Raw genomic sequence first — 23677 nt, 5'->3', positions numbered from 1 at the left:
GGCATTCCCTCCCCACCATGAGCGCAGCGCACGACGCCCACGGAGATCACGCCGCGGGCCACCACGCCTCCCACGATCACGACCACTTCGACAACGATCCGGTGCAGGAGCTGCCGGCCGACGAGCCGCGCACGCCCACGTGGATCCCGATCGTGGGGCTCTTGCTCTTCTTCTTCGCGGGCACCGCGTGGCTGCTCGCGGGCAGCGGTGACGAGGCCCAGCCGAAGACCGACAGCGCGCCCGCCCAGGTCGCGCCGCAAGCCGCGCCGCAGCCGCAAGCGCTGCAGCCGCAAGCGCAGCCCGCGCGCTTGCCGCCTGCGGCCCCGCAGGCGCGTCCGACCCCGGCGCCGCTCGGCTCCGGTGGCCTGCGTCAGCTCACGCCGGATCAGGCGAAGCAGATCCAGCAGCAGATCGAGGCGCTCCGCGCGCGGCAGCAGCAGCCGGGCGGCGCGCCGCAGCCGCAGCCCGCGCCGCCGGTGCCGCGATGAGCGAGGTGATCCAGGCTTCGGACGTGCGTCGCGTCGTGGTCCTCGGCGCGGGCACGATGGGCCAGGGCATCGCGCAGGTGACGGCGCAGGCCGGGTACGTGACGCATCTCTACGACGTGGATGCGGCGCGGATCGGGCGCGCGATCGAGTCGATCAAGCAGGCGACGGATCGGCTCGTGCAGAAGGGCAAGATGCTGAACGAGGCGCGCAGCGAGCTCATCGGCGCGCTCGTGCCCACGTCGGATCTCGCGCAGGCGTGTCGTGACGTGGACCTCGTGATCGAGTCCGCGCCCGAGCAGATGGACCTCAAGGTCGGGCTTCTTCGCGAGGTGAAGGCGCTCGCGCCGGAGCGCGCGATCCTCGGCACGAACACGTCGAGCCTGTCGATCACGGAGATCGGCACGCGCACGGCCGCCGCGGCGCGCACGATCGGCCTGCACTTCTTCAACCCGCCGCCCGTGATGGAGCTGCTCGAGGTGGTGCGGGGGCTCGGCACGGACGAGGCCGTCGTCGCGGCGAGCCTCGCGATCGCCAAGCGCATCGGCAAGACGCCGATCGTCGTGAACGACATGCCCGGGTTCGCGACGAGCCGGCTCGGCGTGGTGATCGGCGCGGAGGCGATGCGCATGCTGGAGAGCGGCGTGGCCTCGGCGGAGGACATCGATCGGGCGATGGAGCTCGGCTACCGGCACCCGATGGGCCCGCTCAAGCTGACGGATCTCGTGGGCCTCGACGTGCGGCTCATGATCCTCGAGCACCTGCACCGCGAGATCGGCGAGCAGTTCCGGCCGCCCGCGATCCTGCGGCAGATGGTGCGCGCAGGCAGGCTCGGCAAGAAGTCCGGCGAAGGGTTTTACCGCTGGACCGAGTCGGGCCCCGTGCCGATCGCGCACAAGCGCTGACCCGACGCGGACCAAAACACGAAGGCCCGCTGGCTTCACGCCGGCGGGCCTTTCGTTTTGAGCTCCAACGAGTCGTTACTTGTTGAGCTTGTCCTTCTTGGCGTTCTCTTCCGCCTCTTTTTCACGCTCGGCCTGGCGCTTCTGGATGCGCTCCTTCACGGCGGCGTAGTCCTTCTCGTCCTTCACGCGGCGGTCGATGACCTTCTGCCGCTCTTCGGGCGTGCCCGCGTATCCCTTCGCGTCGGCCTGGTCCTTGAGGAACTGGGCGTACTTCGCCCACGCCTCCTTGCCCACGTCGAGCTTGCGTTGACGCTCGCGCAGGTCGGCCAGAACGAAGAGCACCTTCGACTTGAGATCCGCAGGGCCGTCCTTGTTCAGCGCGGCGCTCCACACGGCCTCGGCCTCCTCGGGTTTGCCCGAGGCGAGCTGCGCCTCGCCGAGCCGGTAGAAGGCGAGCATCTTCGTCGAGTCGACCTTGATCGCGTCCTGGAACGCCGTCACCGCGCTCGGGAAATCACGCGCGACGAACGCGTCCTCGCCCTTCTTGATCGCCTCCATGTAGGGGCTGATCCCCATCTTGTTCTGGGGATCCTTGAGCGGGCCTGCCGGCGCCGTCGGGGCCGTCGGAGCCGCCGCGCCCGCGGCGGGCTTGGCAGCAGGCTTGGCCGCGTCGGGTTTCGCAGGCGCCGCACCCTGGCCGAGCGCCGTTCCGGCGAGCGCGAGCGAAGAGATCACGAGGGAGGCAACGAGCAGACGGCTTGCCATGGCCCGAGCAGCCTACCTCAGCCCCGGACGGCATGGAACTTCTGCCGAAAAGAAACCCTACCGGCCGTCCACCGACGCGTCGCTCGGTCCCGCATCCCCAAAACCCCCGGAATCCCCCGGCGAACCCGCGTCGAACGCCGTCTCCTTGGCCTGCGCAGGCGCCGCCGACGCGCCGAGCGGGGCGAGCCGGCCCTCGGCGTCAGGCGGCCAGGCGAAGCGCTGCACGTCGCCCGTGGCGCGGTCGACGAGCGCGACGAACGCAGCGCGGGGGCTATCGGCCATGCGCACCTTGAGGCGCGTGGAGACGTTCGTGAAGTCCGGTCCGCGCAAGGGGCCGCGACGTCGATCCTTCGAGTCGCGATCGAGCATCGGCACGTCGAAGCGGATCCGATCGAGCAGCTCCTTGCCGACCCAGAACTCGACCGCGAACCGGCCCATCATGCGCACCGTGGGCGTCGGCGTGTTCACGAGGACCGAGGAAACACGCGGGAGCGAGGCCTTGCCGCCCTGGACCTGGATGTCGAAGACCCACTGCTTCTTCGACGCATTGCCCGGCGGATCCGGGGGAAAACCACCCCGAGGAGGCTCGGGCGCGGCGGGCGCCTTCGCGCGGGAGGGCTCGGCGAGCGAAAGCGCAGCGGCAGCGCCGAGGGCAGCGCCGAGGCCGAGCGCGAGGAAGAGGCGGCGGTTCTTCACGTGTCCTTGGACCTGACATCGTCGCCGAAGATTTCAATCGTCCCGCGGTCGCCGTCGACACGGACACGATCGCCGGTGCGAATCGCGACGGTGGCGCCCGGGACGTTGACGACGGCCGGAACGCCGTACTCACGCGCGACGATCGCCGCATGCGAGAGCGGGCCGCCGAGCTCGGTGACGACCGCAGCAGCGACGAGGAAAAGCGGCGAGAGGCCAACGTCCGTGGTGCGCGTGACGAGGATCTCGCCGGCGCAGACGGCGTCGAGGCCGCTCGTGCCGGGCGCGAGGACACGCGCGCGGCCCTCGACGACGCCGCTCGACGCCGGCAGGCCGACGAGGCGGCGGCCAAACGCGGGCGGGAGCTGGACGGGCGGCGGGCGGCCGATGAAGGTGGGCGGAGGATCGGGGCGCTGGGCATCGCGCAGGTGCTCGGCGCGGCGGAGGCGCGCGACGTGGCCGATCTCGGCGCGGCCGCTGCGGAGCGCGAGGATGAGCTCGTCGTAGGTGCAGAAAAAGACGGCGCCCGTGGGCAAGGTGGGGTCGATGCGGCGGAGGCGTCGATCGACGTCGAGCGCGATGGTGCGGAGCATGCCGAGGACACGCGTGACCCACATGCGCATGCGCTCGCGGAGACGCGTGAAGCGCTGCGTGCGCGTGACGAGGGCGCGGACGGCGTAGAGCACGGCCGGGCCGATGCGCGTTTCGAGCTGGGCCATCTCGCGATCGGCGAGGGCGCGAGCACGAGCGAGGGCGCGATCGGGGTCGCTGTCGGGCGCGCGGAGGGCAGCGACGAGCATGGCGAGGACCGCGGTGGGATCCTCGCGCCAGCGCGGCGTGGAGAGCTCGGCCTCGCGGACGGCACGGTCGCCGAAGGTGTCGAGGAACGATTCGAGCTCGCGGCGCGTGGGACCGTCGGGAAGATCGTTCAGGGCGCGAACTTTTCCGGCGAGGAGGCATTCGCGGGCCTCGGGTTCTTCGCGCGCGCGCACGGCGATGCGGGCGAGGGCAACGCCGGGGCCCGCGCTTTCGAGCTCGCGAACACCGCCGACGAGGGCATGCGCGAGAGACGTGCCGGTCGAGAGGGACCGGGGCATGAGCGGATCCATCGCGAGCGCGGCGTCTTCGTCGTCACGCGCGGACGAGCGGCGCGCGGCGACACGATCGAGCAGGCGCGCGAGCGCAAGGTGGCTCGCGAGCGAGGCCGAGGCGCACGAGAGCATCAACGTGCCCGTGCGATCGAGCAGCGCGCTCGCGGTGCGCAGCGTGGTGGCGAGCGCGTCGTCGGGCAGGAGGCCGAGGTCCATCTCGGCGAGGGAGCGACGCGCGCGTTCGGCTTCGACCTCGTAACTCGCGACGTCACGTTCGAGCCGCGCCTGGCTCGCGAGCACGCGCGGGGCCACGACGGGCAGGCGCGCGAGGAAGCCGCGCTTCGAGACGTCCTCGGTTTGTCGTTCGAGGAGCGCGATTGCGGCCTCGCCCGCGCCGCCGGAGGCTTGCAGAAGCGCACGCGGCGAGAGCAGCGGAACCTGCGCGGCGATTTGCATGAACGCGGTGAGGTTCAGGTAGAAGCGCCCGTGCACGTTGGTGACGAGGTGCGCGCCGCGCGGAACACGACAGCCGAGCGCGGCGAACGCTTCACGGAAACCCTTCTCGCTGAAGCTCCGCGCGATCGACCACGTGAGCGGCGTCGCCGCGCCGGGCAAAGCCTCGCCGACGTTCGCGCGTGACCAGACCGTCTGCGCATCGCCGCCCTCGGGAAAACCTCCGCCGCCGATCGGACGCACCTGCAGGAGGAGCACTTGATCCTTGCCCTCGGGCGTCCGCTCGACGGCGAACTCCACGTCGAAGGGCCCGGTGCCGCCTTGTTCGAGCCGGCTCGCGAGCTCGCCGAGCTGCCCGATCGCCTCGTGCGAGAGCGCGGGTAGCCTCGTGCGATCCTCGGGGATCGCGACCTCCTCCATGCCACGCGGGCCGACGACGAGCGCGCGTCGCTTCTCGGCGACGACCGTCGCGACCACGCCGCCCGCCTTCGCGAAGCGCACCGAGTCCGTCGGCATCGCGCCCTCCACGACGGGCGCGCCGAGCCCCAGCGTGACGTTGACGAGCCGCTCGTTCTCGCCCCAGTGCTCGCCCGCGAGCCCCGGCGGCGGCGCGGTGAACAAGACGCCCGCGGCCTCGGCGCGCGCCATCACCTGCACGAGCACGGCCATGGCCACGTCACGCACGCCGTGGTGCGCGAGGTAGTCGATCGCGCGCGGCAAAAACGCGCTCGCCCACACTTGCTTGATCGCCGCGGCGAGCCCCTCGGGCCCACGCACGCCGAGGAGCGTGGTCGCGAGCCCGGCAAAACTCGTCTCCTCGCCATCCTCGCACGTCGCGCTCGAACGCACGGCGAGACCCCACGGCGCGCTCTCGCCGACGTCCGCCCAGAGCGCTTCGATCGCAGCTTGCAGCGGCGCGGCGAGCGGGGCCGCCTGGATGCGATCGCGGGCGCGCGCGGCGCGATCGATGCCCGTGCGGCTGCCGGCGAGCTTGATCAGCGTGGGCAGGTCGTGGCCGCGCGGGAGCGTGGTCTCGGCGAGTGCGTCGAAGTGATCGGCGGGAAGGACCCAGCCGCGCGGAACGGGCAGGCCTTCACGGACGAGGCGCCCGAGGCTCGTGGCCTTGCCGCCGAAGCGCCGGGCGTCGCCGCGCCTGCGGCCAAAGGCGAGCGCGAGCGGACGGAGGGTGTTCTCGTAGCCGCTCGGCGTGTCCGTGCCGCCGGGCGTTCTCGCTGCTCGCGCCGAAGGGTCGACCACGCCGACGCCTTACCATGCTTTGTGCGCGGCGGCGCTCAGGGGGCGGGCAAGCCGCGCAAGACGCGCTCGTGCCAGAGCAGCATCTCGGCCCCACCGGGCCCTCGGTTCCAGGCGTAATCGTGCGGCCCCGGCGTCACGACGAGCTGATGCGGGACCTTTTCCTCTGCGAGCGCCGCGGAGAGCGCCCGCACGGCTGGCAGGAACGGATCGTCGTCGCTCGACACGATCCTCAGCGCGAACGGCTGCCGGTCCATGGCCGCACGCGCGAGCTTGGCGAAGACCGGGGCCTCCTCGGGCTTCAACGCCGGCTGGAGCGCACCGACCGCGCCGAAGATCTCCGGGTGCGCGAACCCGACGAAGAGCGCAAGCCGTCCGCCCATGCTGACGCCGTCGATGCCCGTCGCCGCGCGATCCGAGGACGCCTTCGCCTCGGCGCGCACGCGCGGCAGGAGCACGTCGGTCACGAATCGGCCGAAGGGCGCGGCGCCTTTCTCGGATCGATCCGCGACGACGGGCGTGTACGGGCACGCGACGACGAGCCCCTCGTACGGGTGTTTTGCGAGCGAGTCGTTCATCTGCGCGAGCCGGTCGGGTCGGACAAACCCTTCGAGATCCACACCTGTCAGCGGCGGCGCGAGAAGCCTTCGATCGATCCGATCGAGGCCGTAATCATCCCGCCACGCAAACGCGCCGACCTCGAGCCCACGCCCCGATTCGCCACGACCATGCAGCGCGACGAGCACAGGCAGAGGCCGCGTGGACGGCGCGGCGAGGACGAGGGCGCGCTCCTCTTCCGGCGTGAAAGAGAGGTCTTTCCAGCGAAGTCCGTCCACCGGCGACGGCGGCGTCTGCTTGCTGCGACAGGCGCCGATCGAGAACGCGGCGAGGCCGAGGAGGGCGCGGCGGCGGGTGAAGGCCATCAGCCAAGCTCTCTAGCGGAGCTCTTCGCGTCCGTCATGGGCGAGCGAACGAGCCGTGCGAACGACCCGTTTTCACATTTCCGATCGCCTGCCACCAAAGCCGCAATCCGACAGGCTCCTCCGTGCTGCGCGGTAGCGTTTGGCGCTCGTCACGCTATGGATCCAAAGTAGTACGGCGCCGAAACATCAGCGACGGCCGGGCCGGAAATCCAGCGGTATTCGCCCGCCGGATGTGCCCTGGTCGAGCCCGACGGCCTTCTGTTCATGGTGGGGAGACCAGGAACCGTGCAACTCGTGCATCCGAGCGCGAACGGCAGCGCATTGGCTGAAGACGAGGCGAGGACGGCCACGCAGGAGGGCTTTCGCGAGCTCCTGGAGGCCGCGCCCGACGCCATGGTGATGGTGGATGCCGCAGGCTCGATCATGCTCGTCAACACCCAGCTCGTACGCATGTTCGGCTACGAGCGCGGCGAGCTCGTCGGTCAGTCGATCGACATCCTCGTGCCCGAGCGCCTGCGGTCCGAGCACGTCAAGCACCGCACGCAGTACGCCGAAGAGCCGCGCCCGAGACCGATGGGCGCGGGCGTCGAGCTGCACGGGCGCCGCAAGGATGGCACCGAGTTCCCCGTCGAGATCAGCCTCTCGCCGATCCGCACGCGCGACGGAATCCTCGTCACCGCGGCGATCCGCGACGTCACCGAGCGCAACCGCGTGCAGGCGAAGTTCCGGAGCTTCCTCGAAGCCGCGCCCGACGCGATCGTCATCGTCAACGCCGCGGGCAAGATCTTCCTCTGCAACTCGCAAACCGAGCGTGTCTTCGGCTTCCCGCGCGCCGAACTCCTCGGCCAGCCCATCGAGGCCCTCGTCCCCGATCGCATCCACGACCGGCACATCCAGCACCGCGCGAGCTTCTTCTCCGACCCGCGCGTACGCCCCATGGGCTCCGGCCTCGAGCTCTACGGCCGTCGCAAGGACGGCACCGAGTTCCCCGTCGAAATTAGTTTGAGCCCCATCGAAACGGAAGAGGGCCTGCTCGTCGCGGCCGCGATCCGCGACATCACCGAGCGCAAGATGGTCGAGAAGAAGCTCCGCGCCTCGCTTCAGGAGAAGGAGGTCTTGCTCAAGGAGATCCACCATCGGGTCAAGAACAACCTCCAGATCGTCTCCAGCATGCTGAACCTGCAGATGGGGCAGATCACGGACCCGCACGCGCTGCAGCTCTTCAAGGAGAGCCAGACGCGCGTCCGATCGATCGCGCTTTTTCACGAGAAGCTCTACCAGTCGAAGGACCTCGCGCGTGTCGAGATCGCCGAGTACCTGCGGAGCCTCGCGGCGGGATTGCTCTACACGTACGGCGTGAGCCCCGATCACGTCGCGCTCGCCCTCGACGCCGAGGGCGTACCGCTCGGCGTCGACGCGGCGATCACGTGCGGGCTCGTGGTGAACGAGCTCGTTTCGAACGCGATCAAGCACGCGTTCCCGGACGGTCGAAATGGAACGGTGCGGGTCGGGCTCAAACGGCGCGGGGACGAGGTGGTCCTCGAGGTCGAGGACGACGGAATCGGCTTTCCGCCCGACGTCGACTTCCGCGACGCCGGCACGCTGGGCCTCAAGCTCGTGTGCATCCTGGCGGAGCAGATCCACGGGACGATCGAGCTCCAGCGAGACTCCGGCACGAAGTTCGTGGTGCGTTTCCCCCTGAGCCCGACGCAATCATGAGCGACGCGAAGCGGAAGATCTTCATCGTCGAGGATCAGCGGATCGTCGCCGCGGACCTCGAAAACACGCTGCGATCCCTGGGATACGAAGTCTCGGGCACGGCTGCGTCCGGCGAGCGCGCGATCGAAACAGTGCTCGCGCGGAGACCCGATCTCGTCCTGATGGACATCCGCCTCGAAGGGTCGATGGACGGGGTAGAGGCCGCGGAACGGATCCGCGCGGAGCTCGACATCCCGATCGTGTACCTCACGGCGTACGCCGACGAGGAGACGATCGTCCGCGCGAAGACGACGAGTCCCTTCGGGTACCTGGTCAAACCGTTCAACGAGCGCGAGCTGCGCGGCGCGATCGAGATCGCGCTCTACAAGCACGAGACGGATCGGCTGCTCCACGCGCGGATGGTGATGCTGGCCGAAGAGGAAGCGCGGCGGCGCGCCTCCGAGGAGGCCGAGAAGCGCTTCCGGCTGCTCGTCGAGTCCGTGAAGGACTACGCGATCTTCATGCTCGACCCCGACGGGCGCGTCGCGAGCTGGAACGCCGGCGCGACGCGGATCATGGGCCACGAGCAGAGCGCGATCCTCGGCACGCACGTGTCGACGTTCTACACGGAGGGCGACGTCGAGCAGGGCAGCCCGGAGGAGGCGCTCGCCGGGGCCAAGCGCAACGGCCACTTCCTCGGCGAGGGCGTTCTCGTGCGCAAGGACGGCTCGCAGTTCCGCGCGGAGCTCCGGCTCTCGCCCGTGCACGACGAGAACGGCGAGCTGCGGGGCTTCGCCACCGTGATGCGAGACCTCACCGAGCAGAAGCGCGCCGAGGAGATCCAGGCGTTCCTCGACGAGACAACGCTCCTGCTCACGAGCTCGCTCGAAACCGAAGGCACGCTGCAGAAGGCGACCGAGCGCGCGATCCCGCTGCTCGGCGATCTCTGCTTGGTGGACCTCGCGAACGAGCAGGGAGCCCTCGTCGTCTGCGCCGCCGCGAACCAGATCGGGAACGAAGAGCTCACGAAGGAGCTCTCGCGCGCGATCGGGCGGCGCGAGGGCGCCGATTACACGTTCCGCTGCGGCGGCAAGGTCCTCCACGAGGTGATCGAGAACCTCCCCTGCATGGCGCGCGTGCTCGGGACGAGCCCCGAGCTTTTGCGCTCGCTCGGGCCGATCTCGTACATCTGCGTCCCGATCGAGCTGCGCGGACGCAGGCTCGGCGTGGTCGAGCTCGTGCGTCGCGCGGCGCGAGGCCGGTACACGCCGGCGGACCTCGCCGTGGCCCAGGAGCTCGGGCGCAGGTTCGGCATCGCGCTCGACAACGCCCGCCTCTACCGCGAGGCGCAGGAGGCGATCCGCGCGCGCGACGAGTTCTTCATGATCGCCTCGCACGAGCTTCGAACCCCGCTCACGCCGCTGCAGCTCCAGCTCGAAGGGCTCGAACGCACACTGAAGCGCGCGGGGCTCCTGAACGATCAACTCACCGGACGCGTCGAGCGCTGCTCGCGGCAGATCTTCCGGCTCACGCGGCTCGTGGAGAGCCTGCTCGACGTCACACGCATCACGGCCGGTCAGCTCGCGATCGAGCCTGAAACCGTGGACCTCTGCGCGCTCGCCCGCGACGTGACCGAGCGCTTCGCTTCGGAGTCGAACGAGACGGGCACCAAGATCGAGCTGCGTTCGTGTTCGTCGCTCGTCGGCCGCTGGGATCCGTTGCGGATCGATCAGGTTCTCTCGAACCTGCTGGAGAACGCGGTGAAGTACGGGGGCGGCCGGCCCATCGAGGTCGTGATCACGGACGACGGTGACGCGGCGCGGATCTCCGTCACGGATCACGGGATGGGGATCGCGCCCGAGGCGTGCGCGCGGATCTTCGAGCGGTTCGAGCGCGCGGTGTCGCTCAAGCACTACGGAGGGCTCGGGCTCGGCCTCTTCATCGCGAAGCAGATCGTGGAGGCGCACGGCGGGAAGATCGCGGCGAAGAGCCAGCCGGGCGAGGGCTCGACGTTCACGGTGACGCTGCCGCGCTGGGGCGTCGCGCTCGCGTCCGAGGTCGCGTGATGCGCTAGAGCCCGAGCCAGGGGCCGGGATCGAGCGGCGTCGCGCCGTGGCGGATCTCGAAGTACACGGTGTCGCCCTGCCCTGCCGTCGGCGCCGTGCCGACGCGCGCGCCCGCGGCCACGGGATCACCCGCGCGGAGCTCGGTGCCGCCGAGGCTCGCGTACACGCTGTAGTAACGATCGCCGTGATCGACGATCACCGTGAGCGCGTAACTGTCGTACCGATCCGCGAACACCACGCGACCCGCGGCGACGCTGCGAACGGCCGCGCCAGGCTGCGTGAAGAGCTCGACGCCGCTCACGCCGTGCTTCGACGAGCGCCGCACCTCGGCGCGCCCTGCGACCGGGAAGAGCAGGCGACCCTTCTGCGCCTCGAACCCGAGGCGCGCGTCCGCGTCGCGAGGCCCGCTGTCGGCGCCGTAAATCGCCACGTAATCCGGGCGTGACGACGATTCGAAGGCGCGTGCGAACGCCGCCCTGCGCTCGTCTTCGGCTTCGAGCGCGCGCTTGGCCCGCATCATGGCCTCGCGCTGCAGCTCGAGCGGCGCGCGCTCGGCGCGGAGCCGCAGGATGCGACCTTCGAGCTCGGTGCGACGTTCGAGTAGCGCCTTCTCATCGGCGATGTCGCGCTCGAGGGCGCGACGAACCCGCTCGACCCGCGCCGCGTGATCGACGAGCGCGTCGAACCCTTCCCCCACGGGCAAGAGACCCGCGTGCACGTGGCGATAGTAGGCCCGACCGCGCGCCAGCATGCGCTTGCGCAAGGTCTCGATGTGCGGATCGATCCCCGCGAGCTCGACCTCGACGGCGCGTTGCTCGTCGTCGATCCGCTTCAAGAGTCGCTCGAAATCCGCGACGGACGAGAGCGCGCTCGGCGCCTGCACGGGCAGCGACTCCACGGGCGTGCCGCCTCGCGCCGCGCCCGAGACGAGCGCGAGGAGCAACACCGGCAGGATCGACGTGCGGCGCCTCATGTCAGATCGCAGCCATCCGGCGCAGGCTCACGAGCGCCGTCGTCGCCCCGAGCGCGCCGCCGAGGAGCACGAGCCCGAGCGAGACGGTCCAGGGCAAGAACGAGGGCGAGAGCCCGAGCAGATTCGCGAGCTCGTGATCGAAGCGCCCGCGCACCAGGAAAAACAACCCGCCGAGCAGCGCGATCGCCGCCGCCGCGCCCGCCGCGCCTTGCATCGCGCCCTCGATCACGAAGGGACGCCGCACGAACTCGTTCGTCGCGCCGACGAGCTTCAAGACCTCGACCTCGGTGCGCCTTCGGCTCAGCAAGAGCCGCATGGTCGAGCTGATCACGCTGAAGACCGCGCACATCACGACCACCGCGAGCGCCGCGCTCGCCGACACACCGCCGCCGAGCAGCGACGAGAGGCGCTCGGTCCAGCGCTGATACGTCTCGACCGTCTCCACCGCCGGCAGCGCCCGCAGCTTGAGCGCGATCGACTGGAGATCGGTCTCGCCGATGTCGTCCGTGAAGCCGAGCTCGAGCGAGGCCGGAAACGCGGCCGGCGGCAGCGACGCGAGCGCCGCGTCGGACTCGTCGACCACGATCTCGCGCCGCGCCTCCACGCTCGTCACGTGCCGCACGCGCTTCACGCCGGGTGTACGTTCGAGCGCGCGGACGAGCTCGTTCACCTCGGGATCGGCCACGCCGTCGCGCAGGTACACCGTCGCGCGCCCGGCCCGCGACCAGCGATCACGCACCGCCGAGAGGTTCGTCACCACGAGCAGCGACGCCGCAAGGCACACGAACGCGACGGCGAGGGAGAAGATCGACTGCACGTGCACGCGCATGTCCCCTCGCCCGGGTCTCCAGGCCTTCATGGGCACTCGCACGCCGTACCGTTCGCTCGCCATCCGAAACTCCTCCCCCTACGCCACGAGATTCATCGGGGCGTCCGCGCCGGCGACGTCGAGCCCGTTCGGCGCGTCCGTCGCCTTGCCGGCGTCGAGCACCACGACGCGCCGCGGACGCACGTCGAGCAGCGTCCGATCGTGCGTCGCGAAGAGCACCGTGGTCCCGGTCTCGTGGATGTCCTCGAACAGGCCGAGGATATCGATCGCGAGCTGCGGATCGAGGTTGCCCGTCGGCTCGTCCGCGAGGATGAGCGCCGGCTCGCCCACGATCGCCCGCGCGATCGCGACCCTCTGCTGCTCGCCGCCCGAGAGCCGCTTGGCCTCCTCGTCGCCGCGCCCCGCGAGCCCCACGCGTTCGAGCGTCTCGCCCACGCGGCTGCGCACGAGCCGCGGCGGCAGGCCCACGACTTCGAGGGCCACGGCGACGTTGTCGAACACGGTCCAGCTCGGCACGAGCTTGAAGTCCTGGAACACGTACCCGATGTTCCGGCGCAAGGCCGGGATCGACTCCTCGCGCAGGCGCCCCACGTCGCGGCCGAGGAACAGGATCCGCCCCTCGTCGACGCGGTCGGTGCGATGCACGAGGCGCAGGAGCGTGCTCTTGCCCGAGCCCGAGGGCCCCGTGATGAAGACGAACTCTCCCCGCTCGATCGTGAGCGACATCCCCCGCAGCACGGGCTGGTCGGCCCGGTAGGCCTTGTGCACGTCCTCGAACACCAGGATCGGTCGCCTCGCTGCAGCCGGGTCGAACCGATGCCCGGGTCTGAGGGCCGGGTGAAACGAAGGGCGCAGGGATGACGCCATGGCCGCGATTGCTACCAGGGCCCTACGGAGCGGGAAAATTTTTGGGGTAAGGGAGAGAGGCCATGCCGCTCCGCATCGCGTTTTTTGGCCTGCCGCTCGCCGCGCTCCTGCTCGCGAAGGACGGGCACTCGATCGAGCTCTGCGCCGTCTGCCGCAAGGACGCGCTCGGCGTGCGTCGCGCGCGGCGCGTGTTCGGCGAGCGCGTCCTCGTCCGACCCAAGGTGACCGATCCCGCGCTCCTTGATCGGGTGAGGCGCCTCGCGCCCGATCTCGTCGTGAGCTGGTTCTGGACCACGCGCCTGCCGATGCGCGTCGTCGAGGCCGCGCGGCTCGGCGGCATCGGCGTGCACCCCTCGCTCCTGCCGCGCCATCGTGGCCCGGATCCGACGACGTGGGCGATCTTGAGCGGCGACGCGATGACCGGCGTGTCCGTGCATCGCATCGCCGAGGAGTACGACACGGGCGCGATCCTCGAACAGGAAGAGCTCGCGATCGATCCGCGCTGGACCGGCTGGGATCTCGCGCGCGCCCTCGATCGCCCCTCGCTCCGCGCCCTGCGCCGCACCTGCATGCGCTTCTCCCGCGGCGAGACGATCGCCGAGATCCCGCAAGACGAAGACCTCGTCACGTACGCGCCGGCCCTCGGCGAGGACGAGCACGCGATCCGCTGGACCTGGCCCACCGATCGCGTCCTTCGGCACATCCGCGCCCTCGCGCCTGCGCCCGGGGCCTTCACCGAGATCGCGGGCACGCTCGTCACCGTGCTCGAGGCCCGCAAAGCGCCGCGTTTTCCCGAAGCGCTGGAGCCTGGAGAGGGGTACGCCGAGGGGGGCCATGCCGTGATTCGCACGGGGGACGGCGCGGTGATCCTGGTCCGCGGTGAGATCGACGGCGCGCCTGCCCCGGCGGAAGCCCTCGCCCGCCTCTTTCTTGCGCCGGAGCCTTTGCTAGGCTGACGCCGCGCTCCGCGACAGGCGCGCTTTCTTGGAGGAGGACCGTGGAACCCGCTCAGCTCGCAAAGACCGCGCGCGCATCCCTCGCCGAAGCGCTCGGTGCCCTGCAGAGTGCCGACGACGCGCCGGACGAGCTCCTCGAAGCCGCCGAGCCCATCGCGAAGACGATGGGCATCCTGCACAAGATCGAGCGCAGTAACGGAGCTGTACTCGACGGCCGCGACGTCGCCCTCAAGAACGTGCGCAAGGTCCTCGCGGACGTGCAGGCGCTCGACGTCGATCACCCCGCGGTCGATACGGTGCTCGAAGCGGTCGCCGCGTCGCTCGCGAAGGTGAACGCGCTCGCGAAGTACAAGGGCACGGGCGCGCCCGCGCCTCAACCCGTCGCGGAACCGAAGCCCGCGCCCGCTCCCGCGCCCGAGCCGGTCGCTGAAGCGAAGGCTGCACCCGTTCCCGCACCCGAACCGTTCGCTCAAGCGAAGGCTGCACCCCTTCCCGCGCCCGAACCGTTCGCTCAAGCGAAGGCTGCACCCCTTCCCGCACCCGAACCGTTCGCTCAAGCGAAGGCTGCACCCGTTCCCGCGCCCGAACCGTTGGCGCAAGCGAAGCCTGCACCCCTTCCCGCGCTTCAACCGGTTGTGTCGGAGGCGAGACTTGCACCCGTTCCCGCGCCCGAACCGTTGGCGCAAGCGAAGCCTGCACCCGCTCCCGCGCCCGAGCCCGTCGAGATCATCAAGCCCGCGCCGGTCCTCCAGATCGCCCCCGAGCCTGCGCCCGCGCCGATCTTCGCGCCGCAGCCCGTCGTCGAGGTGAAGGCCACGCCCGCGCCGCAGCCCGTCGCGCCTGCGCCGCAGCCCGCGCCCGCGCCCACGCCGGCCCCCGCGCCCGCGAAGGCCAAGGAGCCCGCGCCCACGCCCGCGCCTGCCAAGGCCGAGCCGCGCAGGGATCCGCAGCCCACGCCCGCGCCCGCGAAGGCCACGCCTGCGCCCGCGCCCGCGCGAAGCAAAGAGCACGCGCCTCCGCCCGGCACACGCGCCGTCGACGTCGAGCTCGGCACGCACAGCTCCTCGAACTTCTACAAGGGCCTCTCCGGCAACGACGTCATCGAGCACGGCGGCATCTTCGTCTCGACCTACCGCATCCCGAAGCTCGGCGCCGAGGTGCAGCTCCGCGTTCTTCTCCCCGGCGACTACGAGTTCTACGCGAAGGGCGTCGTGCAATGGACGCGCGAAGCGAGCGGCTCCTCCGAGCCCGGCTTCGGCGCGCGACTCACCCAGATCGGCAACGAGGGCAGGCAGCTCGTCTACCGCTACGCGCGGAACCGCGAGCCGATGTTCTACGACGACCTGTGAAGCCTTTTTCGAAACGCCGCGCGGCCCTCGTAGGCGCCGCGCTCTTGCTGGCCCTCGCCGTGCCCCGCACCGCCGAGGCCGTCGGAGACCCGGATCTCGATTGGCAAACGATCGAGACGGCGCACTTCCGCGTCCACTACCCGACCACGCTCACGCCGCTCGCCGAGCGCGTGGCGCGCGTCTCGGAAGCCATCCACGCGCGCCTCACCGTCGCGCTAGGAAACCGCCCGCGCAGCATCACCGAGATCGTGCTGACGGACGACGTCGACTCGGCGAACGGCTCGGCCACGGCGCTGCCCTTCAACACGGTCCGCCTCTACGCGACCGCGCCCGAGGACCTCTCGCCGCTCGGCGACTACGACGACTGGCTGCTCGACCTCATCACGCACGAGCACACGCACATCCTGCACCTCGACAACATCTCGGGGCTGCCCGCGATCGCCAACGCGATCCTCGGCAAGTCGTACGCACCGAACCAGGTGCAGCCGCGATGGATCATCGAGGGCCTCGCCACGGTGTACGAATCGCGCGAGTCGAGCGCGGGCCGCCTGCGCTCCGCGCTCTTCGACATGTTCCTGCGCGCCGACGTGCTCGACGACAACATCGCGCGGCTCGATCAGATGTCGTCGACCTCGATGCGCTGGCCGCAGGGGAACATCTGGTACCTCTACGGCTCGCGTTTCCTCGGCTGGGTCACCGACGTCTACGGCGGCCACACGATGACGGCCGTCGCCGCGGACTACGGCCAGAACGTCATCCCCTGGGGCATCAACCGCTCGATCCGCCGCGCCACCGGCCGGACGTACGAGGAGCTCTTCGAGGGCTTCAAGGATCACCTCCGCCTCAAGTACGCCGCGCAGGTACGCGCCGTCGAAGCGCGGGGCCTGCGCGAAGGCGTGCGCCTCACCCGCCACGGCCGCAACGTCCTCTACCCGAGGTTCGTCCCGCGAAACGCTCGCGCCACGGACGCCGACGAGCTCGTCTACTACCGCGACGACTACAACGCCCGCGAGGGCATCTACCGCGGGCGCTTCAACGCCCGCCATGACGCGTTCGAGGAGGACACGAAGCTCGTCGCCCGCACCCGCGGCGCCTCGGCCTCGGCGTTCTCGCCGGCCGGCGATCACTTCCACCAGAGCAACGGCCCCTTCAAGATCGTCTACCGCCGCGACGACCTCTACCGCGTCGAGAACGGCAAGACGGCGCCACGTGGCGACGAAGCCGCGCGCCATCGCCTCACCACCGGCCTACGCGCCGGCGCGCCCGACATCAGTCCTGACGGCCGTCGCATCACGTTCACCGTCAACACGAAGGGCACGACGTTCCTCGAGATCGCCGACCTCGACCCCGAGGGCCACATCCAGAACCGGCGCGACCTCGTCCCGAGCGCGCGCTTCGAGCAGGCCTACACGCCGCGCTTCTCGCCCGACGGCCGCTCCATCGCCTACAGCGCGTGGACCACGGGCGGCTACCGCGACGTCCGCATCGTCGACGTCGCCACCGGCTCGTTCCAGAACATCACGCGCGACCGCGCCCTCGACGCGAACCCCACCTGGTCGAGCGACGGAAAGACCCTCTACTTCTCCTCGGATCGCAGCGGCATCCCGAACATCTACGCCTACGACGTCGGAAGCCGCGCGCTCAAGCAAGTCACGAACGTCCGCACAGGCGCGCTCCAGCCCGCGGTAAGCCCCGACGACAAGACACTCGTCTACGTCGGCTACACCTCGAAGGGCTACGACCTCTACGCGATGCCGCTCGACCCGGCGCGTTTCCTCGACGCGCCACAGGCGCCCACGGATCGCCCCGATCCTCCACCCGAGCCCGAGCGCGTCCTCATGCAGAAGACCCCGTACCGGGCGCTCTCCACGCTCGCGCCGCGCAACTACGGCGTCTCCTTCGGCCCCGGCAACTACAGCCAGAACGCGCTCACGCTGAACACGTTCGGCGCCGACGTCGCGGGCTTTCACGAGTTCCAGGCGGAGCTCATCGCCGACTTCGCCGCGCCCGCGCCGCGCGTGAACCTCGACTACGCCTACCGCCGTCTCCCCGTCGATCTCAATCTCCGCTTCTTCTACGCCGTCTCCCCGCGCTACCAGGGCTACCGCATCAACGGCCGCGACGTCCCCTACGACGAGCGCGGCATCGGCCTCTCGTCGAGCATCGTCTACCGCATGCCGGGCGAGTTCACCGATCAGAGCTTGAGCCTCGCCTACTCGGTCACCGGCTTCCGCGCCGAGCTCCCCGGACAAACCCAGCCCGATCCTTACGCCACGCGCACGCGCCTGCCCATCAGCGGCACGATCGGCACCGTCCGCGCGTCCTACTCCTTCTCCAACGTCGAAGGCTCGCTCGACGCGGCCGGCGCGATCCGCGGCTACTCGATGCGCTTCGCCGTCGAATACGCGGGCCCGCCGACCGGCAGCGACTTCACCCTCCAGACGGCCGAGACCTCCATGGCCGGCTACATCCCCATGCCCTGGCGCGGCCTGCACACGCTCGCCTTGCGCGTCGCGGGCGGCATCGCCGCGGGCACCTACCCGCGCGACGGCTTCTTCTTCGTCGGCGGCTACGACCTCGACAACGTCAGCATCGTCGACACGGTCACGACGGGCATCTACGACGGCTCCTTCGTCCTGCGCGGCTACGCGCCCGGCAGCGCGGCGGGCCGCGCGTACCTCCTCACGAACGCCGAGTACCGCTTCCCGATCATCAAGCCCGACTGGGGTTTGTCCACGCTCCCCTTCTTCGTCCGCCGCCTCGACGGCAACCTCTTCGTCGACTACGGCGGCGCGTTCGACAAGCTCACGCGGGACGACGTCTCGTTCCTCTCGAACGGCGCGCTCATCGACGCGCCCAAGCTCCACACGTCGATCGGCGCCGAGCTCTGGCTTGGCCTCTCGCTCGGCTACTACCTCAACACGCAGCTTCGCGTGGGTTATGCCTACGGCTTCAGCGCGAAGGCGATCCCCGGCGGCCAGGCGTACTTCCTCGCCTCGAGCGCGTTCTGACGAGAAAGGCCAAGAACTTGCCCCGATCTTCGTGCAAGGCGTCTCTTCGGCACGTGCGCCGATCTCTCGCCCTCCTCCTCGCGCTCGCTTTTGCGGGCTGCGTCATGCCGCAGACGCCGACGGACAAGCTCATGGACGCCGCGTACGACCACAACACGGCGCTGCGCTTCGGCCGCATGGACATCGCGCGCGAACACGTCGCGCTCTCGGCGCGTGACGCGTGGGCGAAGCGTCACGCCTCCTGGGGCGACCGCGTGCGCGTCGTCGATCTCGAGCTTGCGGACGTGCGCATGAAAAACCGCGACGAAGCCGAGGTGCGCGTGCGTGTCGAGTGGCAACGCATCGACGAGGCCGAGCTCCGCACGACCGAGCTCGTCCAACGCTGGCGCAACGCGAGCGGCTGGCATGTCGACACGGAGGAGTGCGCCGCGGGCGACACGGCGCTCCTCGATCGTCCCGCGGACACGGCCACGCCCAAGGGCGAAACCGGCAGCGCTAGGGACGGTTTGTAAAGCTCATCCACCCCTCTCCCGAAAGGGAGAGGGGATGGGGGTGAGGGAGTCGTTCAGCTAGCAGCCGCCGGCGCCGCAGCCGCGGACTTCTTCGACTTCTTCGGCGCTGCGGTCTCCTGCGTGGTCTGCTCGACCTTCGGTGCCTTGGCGCGCGCCTTCTTCTTCACCTGTGCCTTGCGGCGCCTCATCTTGATCGAGTTGCGGCGATCACGGTAACCCATCGCGTGTGACTCCTCGGGGGATGCTTCGTCGGGCCCTCTCACAGCATGTGCTGCGTGAGCCTCGTCGTTCGGTTCGAAAAACGGGCGGCAAATCTGCCCAAGACTGGGCCCGCCCGCAAGGATTTGGGGAAGGGATCGAGGTGGGCTCGTCAGCTCCCGCCGACCGCTCCGTCGAGGGCGACCTCACGGCCGCGGACCTCGAGGCGATACCGGGAGTTCACGGTCTCGATGTAGAACACTTCCCGCCCCGCGAGCCGGAGGACCCGCTTGACCGGCGTCGTCACGTATTCGTGCATCCCGTCGGAAAACTCGATCACGACGACGGAGCCTTTCCGCGGAGCACGTACCAGTCGACCGACGACGGCGCGGGAGCCACGGCCGAGCTTGCGGAGCACAACTTGCACAGCAGTCATCCTAGCATGCACTCGCGAGACGGGCACAAGCTGCACAAGGGCGGGGCCTGATTTCCACGCGTCCGTCCAGCGCGCGCGATGAAAGATCCGGAATCGACGCAACGCATGCGCCTCGTTCGGAGGGTTTTCATCGAGCGACCGGGCTCCTACAAACCTCCGAAATTCCCCGGGATCCGAGCCCTTCTGATCTCGCCTGCGTAACGGGCCGGGGGCGGCGCGACTCGATGCCTGCCGTTTCCCCTTGCCTCTTTCCGCCGTCCGGGGTCTGTCTCCGCCCGTGCGCGGGGTACCTGCTCGTCCGACAGGGTCCGTCGAGGTCATCACGGGCTCGATGTTCAGTGGAAAAACCGAGGAGCTCATCCGGCGCATCAAGCGCGCGATCCTCGCTCGCCAGCGTGTCCAGGCGTTCAAGCCTCGCATCGACGATCGATACGACGCGCATCGCATCGTCAGCCACGAGGCCGTGAGCGTCGAGGCCGTGGCCGTCGGCACGAGCGCGAGCATCGAGGAGCGCGTGCTCGACGAGACCGACGTCGTCGCTATCGACGAGGCACAGTTCTTCGATCGAGGCATCATCGAGGTCTGCGACAAACTCGCCAATCGCGGCCTGCGCGTCATCGCGGCCGGCCTCGACCAGGACTACCTCGGCCGCCCCTTCCCGCCGATGCCCGAACTCATGGCCATCGCCGAGGAGGTCACGAAGGTGCACGCCGTCTGCGCCGTCTGCGGCGGCCCTGCGAGCCGCTCGCAGCGCCTCATCCCCAAGGCCACGACGGTGCTCGTCGGCGGCGCCGAGAGCTACGAGGCGCGCTGCCGCGGCTGCTTCGAGCCGCGCGACGTCCCCCGCACCGAATTCTGATCTTCTCCCCTCTCCCGCGAGGGAGAGGGGCTGGGGGTGAGGCTAATCCCGCCGCGCCACCGACCCCGAATCGAACGGGCTCCGCACGCCCGGCGCGTTCTTGTCCGCGAAGTACACGCGCAGCATGTCGGAGGCCACGTGCGTCGCTTTCACGCGCCACTTCGCGCCGTTCGCCACGAGCACCGACAGCGCGACCTCGGGTTTGTCGCTGGGCGCGAAGCCCACCCACCACGTGTAGAACGGGCCCTCGGGCGTCGGCTTCGTCAGCGTGCCCGTCTTCCCCGCGATGCGGATGTCCGGCAGATAGGACCGACCCGCGCGATCGTGGAACGACTTGTAACTCGTCCCCGAGTCCACCGTCTCTTCCATCATCGACGTGATTGCTCGAGCCGTCTGCTCGCTCATCACGCGCTTCAGCGGCATGCGGGCGGTCGGACCCTTGTAGATCTCGCCTTCCTCGTCCTTCACGCTCGTCACGATCGACAGGCGCACCATCTCGCCGCCGTTCGCGATCGTCGTCGCCAGGTTCACGCCCTGGAACGGCGAGAGCGTCGTGTTCCAGAAGCCTGCGGCCGTGCGGGCGAAGCCGAGGTCGTCCTCGGGCAGCGTGATCGTGCTTTGCGCGAGCTTCACGTCGAACGGGATGTCCTGCCCCCAGCCGAGCTTCTGCGCCGTCCCTTCGAGCTCGCCGCGATCGAGGTGTTTGGCCGCGAGCCGCGCGAACACCGTGTTCAAGCTGCGGCCCATCGCCTGCGCGAGCGTGGCGCACCACTTGTCGCGCTTCTTGTTCTCGACCATGTCTTTCGCGGTGATCGCGTGCTCGCCGCCCGAGTAACACTGCTTCGTGTTGGGCCCGAGCCCGGCGTGCTCCACGAGCGCCGTCGCCGTCACGATCTTGAACACGCTCGCCGAAGGCGCCGTCGCCTCCGCCGCGACGTCGTGCATCGCGCCTTGATCCACGTAGCTCGCCCACGCGAGCACCCGACCCGTCTTGATGTCGGTCATCACGACGGCGCCCTCGGGCACGTGCCCGCCGCGCAAAAGCGCCACGGCCGCACGCTGGTACTTCGGCACCACCGAAAGCTCGGCCTTGCGATTGCCGTGGGCCGGCGCGATCGCGACGTTTCCGCGATCGTCGATCCGGGTCAGGTCGATGTCGGTCAGTGGGGGTGGCGTCACCTCCCGCGTGACGACGGGCCCTCCGTTCGTTTCGATTTTGCTTTTCGCGAGGAGACCGGCGAGCTCCACGTCGTGCTTGCGCAACATGGGGAGCGTGACGGCCACGAGCCCCACGGCGGCACCGATGGCGATCCACTGACGCATTGGCTCCTCGGGCCTTAACGCGCGGCGTGTGGCTGGGCCAAAAATGTTGTGTGACGTCGCCGGCTCAGAAGTTCACGGCCGCGCGCGCGCCGAGCTCGTGCATCCACGTCGCGGATCGCGCGGGATTCTTCGCATCCTCGAGTAAATTTCCCGGCACGAGCGCGAGGTTCTCCCCCGTCCCGCTCCCCGGCGTGTGGTAGGCGAGCCAGTTCACCGTTACCCGGACGAACCGCGTGTGCCAGTACGTCGCGCCGAGCCCGACCTGGAAGACCGAGATCTTCGACGTCCGCCCCGGCGCGCCCGGCGTCGCCGTATCGTAGTCGCCTCCACGTGCGGCGCCGTCGTATGCCGCTTGCACGCCCGCCGCGATCGCCATCACCTCGAGCCCGCGCCGGTCGTCGTTTCGCTTTTGGGTCTCCGGTGCCGACAGATCGAGCCTGGGTGGCCGGGAAAAACCCGGTTCGCCGTTCACGTACGCATCCCCGACGGGCCACGCCGAGGCATGCACGTACCAGCCCACGCCCTCGACATTCCCGAGCCGCTCGGTGTGTTCGAACGCGAGACCATCGATCGCCTCGCGGGTCCCGTTGTCGACCCAGTACGCTTCGGCGCGGAGCTCGAACGGACCGATCGGCGCGCGCAGCTCGCCGCCGATGCGGTTTTGCGCGCCAGACGGCAAGACGCGCACGAGCCTGCCACGTGTATCGCGGTACCGCGGATCCCACAATGCGAACCCCTGCGCTGTCGTGATCGCGGGATAGTCGTACGCGACGAACGCCGGATCACGCGCGCCGCGCTGCATGCTCACGCCGATCTGCAAGCGTTGCAGGAGTTGTCCGGCCAGGCTGCTCGACCTCTCCGCGAACTCCTCCTTCGTCGCCGGCGTGCCCCGCGAGAACGGGCGCACAACGAAGCGGCCGATGAAATCGGGGTAACGGTCGACCTGCGGTCGATTCGGTCCGTCGCCGACGAAGACGCCGAGCTCGTAGCTCAGGGTTTGCGCTTCGTTGAGATCGCCCCAGATCGTCATGCCGATTTCCTTGCCGTTCGGCTGGACGAACGATCGAATCGGCAGCACGCGCTCCATCCACGGGTGCTGATCGTTGCCCGTGCGGTTCTCCAGGGAAAACGGCGCCTGGTGTTGCCCGAGCATCACGTGAAACTGACGCAGGAGCGTGTAGTCGATGTACGCGTTCGCGAGCTGTGCCGTCGCTCCTACGGACTGCGGCGGCGCGAAGCGTGTCCACGCTTGGAGTGGCGCTTGTCCGGGCGGCAACGTCGCCGGCTGCGCCTCGCCCATCGGGTTCGTTATGGGCTGGCCGCCGAAATCCACGGAGGCCAGGGCAAACCATCGACGGAAGAGATCGGCCGCGAGCTCGATACGCGCGCGGCGAGCGAAAAAACGGGGCGCGAGCAACGTGCCGCCGTCCTTTGCTGGAAGCGCGCTCGCGCCGCCGCCGAGGAAGGAATGGAAATCGAGGTGCAGACGGCCCCGGACATACATACGGATGTCGTCCGAGGGATCACGTAGAAAAATTCCGCCTTGAAAACCGGCCAGCGCCATCCGCGGCTCCGTGCGCGAAGGCACGTCGACCTCGATCGGAAACGGCTGCACGGGCGCGGGCGGCGGCGTGACCACCGGCGGCGTTTTGCCGGCGGGCGGCGGCGGCGGCGGGCCGGCAGGCGTGGGCGGCGGAATCACCACGTTCCGCAGCTCGAAGGGCCGCGGTACGGTCCCCATGGGCTTCGGCGCAGGCGGTCTCGCCTGGGTTTTTCCTTCCCCCGTGGCCGCAGGTTTGGGACCAGGCGCAGGCGGCACTTGCGCGAGCGCCGCCGGGACAGAAAAAACACACGCGAGCGCGCCGGAGAGCACCGCCTTGGCTATGCTCCCGCGGAGGCCTCCTTCGAGGCGCTTCGTGTCCCCGCTTTTCGTATGCAGCATTCGCGAATGTTTCCGGCTTCGCGCCCGACGGGCGGGCACGACGCTCGCATGCGACGCGCAGAGGGTCAAGCCACGCGCGGCCAGGGCGA

20 protein-coding genes are annotated in these 23677 nt (G+C 69.8%); 9 read left to right on the top strand and 11 right to left on the bottom strand.

The genetic code is table 11. The features are described 5' to 3' along the window. Positions 1-17: 17 nt before the first annotated feature. Entirely contained in the window at positions 18-488 is a 471-nt protein-coding gene (locus KEG57_RS18875; RefSeq protein ID WP_272416953.1) for a hypothetical protein, read from the top strand. Further along, positions 485-1390, top strand: coding sequence for a 3-hydroxyacyl-CoA dehydrogenase family protein (locus KEG57_RS18870; protein ID WP_272416952.1), 906 nt, complete (start codon positions 485-487; stop codon positions 1388-1390). Before KEG57_RS18875 ends, KEG57_RS18870 begins: the two co-directional genes overlap by 4 nt. Before the next feature lie 75 nt (positions 1391-1465). Here KEG57_RS18870 and KEG57_RS18865 read toward each other — a convergent pair whose 3' ends face one another. Genes KEG57_RS18865 through KEG57_RS18850 form a run of 4 tightly spaced genes read right to left on the bottom strand, consistent with a single transcriptional unit; the run spans position 1466 to position 6569 of the window. Then, positions 1466-2155 (bottom strand): tetratricopeptide repeat protein, encoded by a 690-nt coding sequence (locus KEG57_RS18865; RefSeq protein WP_272416951.1) that lies wholly within the window; start codon positions 2153-2155, stop codon positions 1466-1468. A gap of 57 nt (positions 2156-2212) precedes the next feature. Further along, positions 2213-2851 (bottom strand): hypothetical protein, encoded by a 639-nt coding sequence (locus KEG57_RS18860; RefSeq protein WP_272416950.1) that lies wholly within the window; start codon positions 2849-2851, stop codon positions 2213-2215. Then, entirely contained in the window at positions 2848-5649 is a 2802-nt protein-coding gene (locus KEG57_RS55620; RefSeq protein WP_272416949.1) for a PEP/pyruvate-binding domain-containing protein, read from the bottom strand. The genes KEG57_RS18860 and KEG57_RS55620 overlap by 4 nt, the downstream gene beginning before the upstream one ends. Before the next feature lie 35 nt (positions 5650-5684). Beyond that, a complete protein-coding gene (locus KEG57_RS18850) occupies positions 5685-6569 on the bottom strand; it encodes an alpha/beta hydrolase (RefSeq protein WP_272416948.1) in 885 nt (294 codons plus the stop codon). A gap of 285 nt (positions 6570-6854) precedes the next feature. Here KEG57_RS18850 and KEG57_RS18845 point away from each other — a divergent pair, with 285 nt between their 5' ends. Next, the gene (locus KEG57_RS18845; protein WP_272416947.1) at positions 6855-8288 is read left to right on the top strand and encodes a sensor histidine kinase; all 1434 of its coding nucleotides are present in this window, start codon (positions 6855-6857) and stop codon (positions 8286-8288) included. After that, positions 8285-10333 carry an ATP-binding protein gene (locus KEG57_RS18840; protein ID WP_272416946.1) on the top strand — a complete coding sequence of 683 codons (2049 nt, stop codon included), beginning with the start codon at positions 8285-8287 and terminating at the stop codon, positions 10331-10333. Before KEG57_RS18845 ends, KEG57_RS18840 begins: the two co-directional genes overlap by 4 nt. Positions 10334-10337: 4 nt before the next feature. On the opposite strand, the gene KEG57_RS18835 is transcribed toward KEG57_RS18840, so the two are convergent. The 3 genes from KEG57_RS18835 to ftsE are packed head-to-tail and all read right to left on the bottom strand — an operon-like array spanning position 10338 to position 13002. Beyond that, positions 10338-11306, bottom strand: a complete 969-nt coding sequence (locus tag KEG57_RS18835) for a murein hydrolase activator EnvC family protein (RefSeq protein ID WP_272416945.1) — start codon at positions 11304-11306, stop codon at positions 10338-10340. Between the two features lies 1 nt (position 11307). After that, entirely contained in the window at positions 11308-12198 is an 891-nt protein-coding gene (locus KEG57_RS18830; protein WP_272416944.1) for a cell division protein FtsX, read from the bottom strand. Between the two features lie 15 nt (positions 12199-12213). Continuing rightward, positions 12214-13002, bottom strand: a complete 789-nt coding sequence (gene ftsE / locus KEG57_RS18825) for a cell division ATP-binding protein FtsE (protein ID WP_272416943.1) — start codon at positions 13000-13002, stop codon at positions 12214-12216. A 62-nt stretch (positions 13003-13064) separates the two neighbouring features. Here ftsE and KEG57_RS18820 point away from each other — a divergent pair, with 62 nt between their 5' ends. Genes KEG57_RS18820 through KEG57_RS18805 form a run of 4 tightly spaced genes read left to right on the top strand, consistent with a single transcriptional unit; the run spans position 13065 to position 18830 of the window. Next, positions 13065-13958, top strand: a complete 894-nt coding sequence (locus tag KEG57_RS18820; protein ID WP_272416942.1) for a methionyl-tRNA formyltransferase — start codon at positions 13065-13067, stop codon at positions 13956-13958. Positions 13959-13999: 41 nt separating this feature from the next. After that, positions 14000-15307 carry a hypothetical protein gene (locus KEG57_RS18815; RefSeq protein ID WP_272416941.1) on the top strand — a complete coding sequence of 436 codons (1308 nt, stop codon included), beginning with the start codon at positions 14000-14002 and terminating at the stop codon, positions 15305-15307. Continuing rightward, positions 15304-18318 (top strand): BamA/TamA family outer membrane protein, encoded by a 3015-nt coding sequence (locus tag KEG57_RS18810; protein WP_272416940.1) that lies wholly within the window; start codon positions 15304-15306, stop codon positions 18316-18318. Before KEG57_RS18815 ends, KEG57_RS18810 begins: the two co-directional genes overlap by 4 nt. Before the next feature lie 53 nt (positions 18319-18371). Continuing rightward, positions 18372-18830, top strand: coding sequence for a hypothetical protein (locus KEG57_RS18805; RefSeq protein WP_272416939.1), 459 nt, complete (start codon positions 18372-18374; stop codon positions 18828-18830). A gap of 53 nt (positions 18831-18883) precedes the next feature. Here the strand turns inward: KEG57_RS18805 and KEG57_RS18800 are convergent, their stop codons facing one another. Continuing rightward, on the bottom strand, positions 18884-19051 hold the full coding sequence (locus tag KEG57_RS18800) for a hypothetical protein (RefSeq protein ID WP_272416938.1): 168 nt from the start codon (positions 19049-19051) through the stop codon (positions 18884-18886). Between the two features lie 149 nt (positions 19052-19200). After that, the gene (locus KEG57_RS18795) at positions 19201-19455 is read right to left on the bottom strand and encodes a hypothetical protein (RefSeq protein ID WP_136933470.1); all 255 of its coding nucleotides are present in this window, start codon (positions 19453-19455) and stop codon (positions 19201-19203) included. A 286-nt stretch (positions 19456-19741) separates the two neighbouring features. On the opposite strand from KEG57_RS18795, the gene KEG57_RS18790 reads away from it, so the two are divergent. Next, positions 19742-20323 (top strand): thymidine kinase, encoded by a 582-nt coding sequence (locus tag KEG57_RS18790; protein ID WP_308215611.1) that lies wholly within the window; start codon positions 19742-19744, stop codon positions 20321-20323. A gap of 42 nt (positions 20324-20365) precedes the next feature. On the opposite strand, the gene KEG57_RS18785 is transcribed toward KEG57_RS18790, so the two are convergent. Further along, complete coding sequence (locus KEG57_RS18785; RefSeq protein ID WP_272416937.1) at positions 20366-21646, bottom strand: penicillin-binding transpeptidase domain-containing protein; 1281 nt, start codon at positions 21644-21646, stop codon at positions 20366-20368. Between the two features lie 64 nt (positions 21647-21710). Continuing rightward, the gene (locus KEG57_RS18780) at positions 21711-23588 is read right to left on the bottom strand and encodes a porin (protein ID WP_272458226.1); all 1878 of its coding nucleotides are present in this window, start codon (positions 23586-23588) and stop codon (positions 21711-21713) included. Between the last annotated feature and the right edge of the window lie 89 nt (positions 23589-23677).

The sequence above is a fragment of the Polyangium jinanense genome (genome assembly GCF_028435365.1).
Note: the sequence above shows the minus strand (reverse complement) of the source record. Positions and strands in the feature narration are given on the sequence as shown.